Annotated in this window: 1 protein-coding gene; it reads left to right on the forward strand. The window is 73.8% G+C overall.

Annotated features, from left to right (window positions below; all coding sequences use genetic code 11):
• Positions 1-51 precede the first annotated feature (51 nt).
• A partial coding sequence (locus ETD83_RS39060; RefSeq protein WP_171064695.1) for a non-ribosomal peptide synthetase occupies positions 52-5,185 on the forward strand: 5,134 nt, incomplete at its 3' end.

The following is a 5,185-nucleotide window of genomic DNA, read 5'->3' on the forward strand; positions in this document are numbered from 1 at the left end:
CGGGAGTTCGTGGCCCGCACGCTGCCCGACCATATGGTTCCCGCGGCCGTGGTGGCGTTGCCTGATCTGCCGTTGACCGGTAACGGCAAACTCGACCGCAAGGCACTCCCCAGCCCCGACTACGCCAGTGCCGCCAAGGAGAGCCGTCCTCCGGCCACCGCGCAGGAGGAGGCGTTGTGCGCGGCGTTCGCGCACGTCCTCGGGCTGGACGCGGTCGGAGTCGACGACAGCTTCTTCGAGCTGGGCGGGCACTCCCTTCTCGCGGTCCGGCTGGTCTCCCGCATCCGCGCCGTCCTCGGCGCCGAGGTCGAGATCCGGACGCTGTTCGAGGCGCCGACGGTGGCGGAGCTGGCCGCGTACCTCGCCGAGCAGGAGCCGGAGCGGGCGCGCACGCCGTTGCGGCCGAGGACGCGTCCCGAGCGGGTGCCGCTGTCGTTCGCGCAGCGGCGGCTGTGGTTCCTGAACGAGCTGGAACGCCCGAGCGCGACCTACAACGTGCCCGTGGTGCTCCGCCTCGCGGGCGAGTTGGACGTCGCGGCGCTGCGGGCGGCGTTCCGCGACGTGATCGGCCGGCACGAGTCGCTGCGCACGGTGTTCCCGGCCGTGGACGGCGAGCCGTACCAGCACATCCTGAAGGTCCGGGATCTGGACTGGGACGTCCAGGTCGTCCGGTTGGAGCCCGGGGAGCTGACCGGAGCGGTGGCGCGGGCGGCGCGGCACGAGTTCGACATCTCGGCGGACGTTCCGATCCGGGCCTCGCTGTTCCAGACCGGCGCGGACGAGCAGGTGCTGCTCGTGGTGACGCATCACATCGCCAGCGACGGCTGGTCACGCGGCCCGCTGGGCCGGGACCTGTCGGCGGCGTACGCGACGCGGGTCCGAGGCGAGGCTCCGGCGTGGGAGCCGCTGCCGGTGCAGTACGCCGACTATGCCCTGTGGCAGCGGGAGCTTCTCGGCGACGAGTCCGACCCGGAGAGCCTCCTCTCGGCGCAGGTCGCCTACTGGCGGCGGACGCTCGCCGGCGCGCCCGAGGAACTCGCGCTGCCGGTGGACCGGCCGCGTCCGGCGGTGGCCGGTCACGTCGGGCACGTGGCGGCGCTGCGGGTCCCGGCCGAGGTGCACCGGCGGCTGGCGGAACTGGCCCGCGGCGAAGGCGTCACGATTTTCATGGCGTTGCAGGCCGCGCTGGCGGTCACGCTGTCGCGGCTCGGCGGCGGAACCGACATCCCGATCGGGTCCGGGGTGGCGGGACGCACCGACGAGGCCCTCGACGACCTGGTCGGATTCTTCCTGAACACGCTGGTGATCCGGACGGACCTGTCGGGCGACCCGGAGTTCCGGGAAGTCCTGGGCCGCGTCCGCGAGGCGGGCCTCGGGGCCCTGGCCCACCAGGACGTTCCGTTCGAGCGGCTGGTGGAGGAACTGGCCCCCGAGCGGTCCATGGCGCGGCACCCGCTGTTCCAGGTCGTGATGACCCTGCAGAACGTCGAGCGGGCGGCGCTGGAGCTGCCCGGCGTCCGGACGGGGACGGCGCCGGGAGTCGACGCCGCCGCGGTGGCACCGGTGAAATGCGACGTGGACGTGATGGTGGCGGAGACCTACGACGCCGACGGGCGCGCGGCGGGGCTGCGCGGCTCGGTGACGGTGTCGGCGGACCTGTTCGACGCGCCGGCAGCGGAGCGGATAGCGGGCTGGTTCACGCGGGTCCTGGACGTGGTGACCGCCGCCCCGGACATCGCCCTGCGCGCCGTGGACGTCCTCGACGCAGGCGAGCGTGACCTGCTGCTCGGCAGCCGGCACGACACCGCGGTGGACGTCGCGGCCTCCACGGTCGTGGAGTCGTTCGAGCGGCGGGTGGACGCGGCCCCGGACGCGGTCGCGGTCGTGGGCGACGGCGTCGAGCTGCCGTACGGGGAGCTGGACGCGGACGCGAACCGCCTGGCGCACCACCTGCGCGCCCTCGGCGTCGGAGCCGAGTCCGTCGTGGGGTTGTGCCTGCCGCGCGGCCCCGAGCTGATCATGGCGACGCTCGCGGTGCTGAAGGCGGGCGCGGCGTACCTGCCGATCGACGGGCGGCTGCCGGTCGAGCGGGTGGCGTTCATGCTCGCCGACAGCCGGGCGCAGCTGATCGTCGGCACGCGGGACGCGCTCGACGACCTGCCCGCCGGGCGGGTGCGGATGCTCGCCCTCGACGAACCGGTGACCGCCGCGGTCCTGGACGGCTGCCCGGACACCCGGGTGGACACGGCCGTGGACCCGTCCGCGCTCGCGTACGTGATCTACACGTCCGGGTCGACCGGCGTGCCGAAGGGTGTGGCGGTCGCCCACCGCGGAGCGGTGAACCTCGTCGAGGCGCAACAGCGGCACTTCGACGTCCCGCCCGGCGCGCGGGTGCTGCAGTTCGCTTCGGCCGGGTTCGACGCGGCGGTGTCCGAGATCCTCGTGACGTTGTGCGCGGGCGCGGCGCTGGTGGTGGCGCCCGCGTCCCGGCTGACGCCCGGCGGCGGGCTGGTGGAGTTCGTCGCGGACCACGCGGTGACGCACGCGACGCTCCCGCCCGCGCTGCTCGGGGTCCTGGGCCCCGACGAGCTGGCCTCCGTGACGACCCTGGTGTCGGCGGGTGAGGCGCTGAACCGCGAATCGGTGGACCGGTGGGCGCCGGGCCGGCGGTTCATCAACGCGTACGGGCCCACGGAGACGACGGTGTGCGCGTCCATGTCGCCGCCGCTGGCGGTGGGCGACGATCCGTCGATCGGCGCCCCGATCGCCAACGCCCGGCTGTTCGTGCTCGACGACGCGCTCATGCCGGTACCGGCCGGGGTGGCCGGTGAGCTGTACGTCGCCGGGACCGGGGTGACGCGCGGGTACGTGGGACGCCCCGGGCTGACGGCGGAGCGGTTCGTCGCCTGCCCCTACGAGTCCGGTGAGCGGATGTACCGCACCGGTGACGTGGTGAAGCGCAGGACGGACGGGCAGCTGGTGTTCGTCGGCCGCGCGGACGAGCAGGTGAAGATCCGCGGGTTCCGGATCGAGCCCGGCGAGGTCGAGGCCGTGCTGCGGAACCACCCCGGCGCGGCGCAGGCCGCCGTGATCGCCCGCGAGGACGTCCCGGGCGACAGGCGGCTGGTCGCCTACGTGGTGCCCGCCGACCCCGACGACGGCGGAGTCGACGCCGACGGGCTCCGGGACTTCGTCGCGGCGCGGCTGCCCGACTACATGGTGCCCGCCGCGGTGGTGCCGCTGGCGGAGCTGCCGCTCACGGTCAACGGGAAACTCGACCGCAAGGCCCTGCCCCTCCCCGACTACGGGACCGGCGCCGAGGCCGCCCGTGGCCCGTCGACGGTGCGGGAGGAACTGCTGTGCGCGGCGTTCGCCGAGGTTCTCGGGCTGGACTCGGTCGGGGTCGACGACGGCTTCTTCGAGCTGGGCGGGCATTCGCTGCTCGCGGCCCGGCTGGTGTCCCGGATCCGCGCCGTCCTCGGCCTGGAGATCGAGGTCCGCACGCTGTTCGAGGTGCCGACGGTCGCCGGGCTGGCGGAGCGGCTGACCGCCGACGCGGCCGACCCGGCGCGCGCGCCCCTGCGGGCGAGGACGCGTCCCGAGCGGGTGCCGCTGTCGTTCGCGCAGCGCCGCCTGTGGTTCCTGAGCCAGTTGGAGGGCCCGAGCCCCACCTACAACATTCCGGTGCCGATCCGGCTGTCCGGTGTGGACGCCGCGCTGCTGGAGGCGGCGTTCCGCGACGTGATCGCCCGGCACGAGTCGCTGCGCACGGTGTTCCCGGCCGTGGACGGCGAGCCGTACCAGCACGTCCTGGACCCGAAGGACGTGGCATGGGAGCTGCAAGTGTCCCCGGTGGAGTCCGGGGAACTGGCCGGTGCGGTGGCGGAGGCGGCCCGGTACGCGTTCGATCTGTCGTCCGAGGCGCCGATCCGGGCGTGGCTGTTCGAGGCCGGTCCGGACGAGCAGGTACTGATGGCGGTGGTCCATCACATCGCAGGCGACGGGCTGTCCATGGGCCCGCTGGGCCGCGACCTGTCGGCGGCGTATGCGGCACGTTCGCGGGGCGAGGCTCCGGAGTGGGAGCCGCTGCCGGTGCAGTACGCGGATTACACGTTGTGGCAGCGGGAGTTGCTCGGGGACGAGTCTGATCCGGGCAGTCTGTTGTCGTCGCAGGTGGAGTACTGGCGGCGGACGCTGGCCGGGCTTCCCGAGGAGCTGGCCCTGCCCGTGGACCGGCCGCGTCCCGCGGTCGCGAGCCACCTGGGGCACCGGATACCGCTCCGGGTGCCGGACGAGGTGCACCGGCGGCTGGCCGGACTGGCCCGCGACGAGGGCGTCACGATCTTCATGGCGTTGCAGGCCGCGCTCGCGGTGACGCTGTCGCGGCTCGGCGCCGGAACCGACATCCCCGTCGGCTCACCGATAGCCGGGCGTACCGACGAGGCGCTGGACGACCTGGTCGGGTTCTTCCTGAACACGCTGGTGATCCGGACGGATCTGTCCGGTGATCCGGAGTTCCGTCAGGTCCTGGGCCGTGTCCGCGAGGCGAGCCTGGGCGCCCTGGCGCATCAGGACGTGCCGTTCGAGCGGCTCGTCGAGGAACTGGCCCCCGAACGATCGCTGGCCCGGCACCCGCTGGCCCAGGTGGTCCTCACCATGCAGAACAACGGTGACGCCGCCCTGGACCTGCCGGGCGTGCGAGGCGGCGGCGGTCCCGCGGACCCGGCCGCCCCCGCGGACGTCTCGGCCCCGGCCCCCGCGAAGTTCGACCTGTACGTGGCGATCGAGGAGGTATCGGACGAAGCGGGCCGTCCCGCCGGACTGCGCGGTTCGGTGACGGTGGCCGCGGACCTGTTCGACGCTCCCGCCGCGGGACGTATCGCCGAATGGTTCGTGCGGGTCCTGGATGTGGTGACCGCGGCGCCGGACACGCGCTTGCACGCCGTGGACGTCCTCGACCCGCAGGAGCGGGAGCGCGTCCTGTCCACCTGGAATGACACGGCGGCCGTGGTCGAGGGTGACTCGGTGGTGCAGATGCTGGCGGGTCGGGTGGCGGTGGGCCCGGGTGCGGTGGCGGTGGTGTCGGGTGGTGTGGAGGTGACGTTCGGTGGGTTGGACGCGCAGGCCAACCGGCTGGCGCACTATCTGCGTGGTCTGGGTGTGGGTGCGGAGTCGGTGGTGGGGC

The sequence above is a fragment of the Actinomadura soli genome (genome assembly GCF_005889715.1).
Classification (GTDB): Bacteria; Actinomycetota; Actinomycetes; order Streptosporangiales; family Streptosporangiaceae; genus Spirillospora; species Spirillospora soli.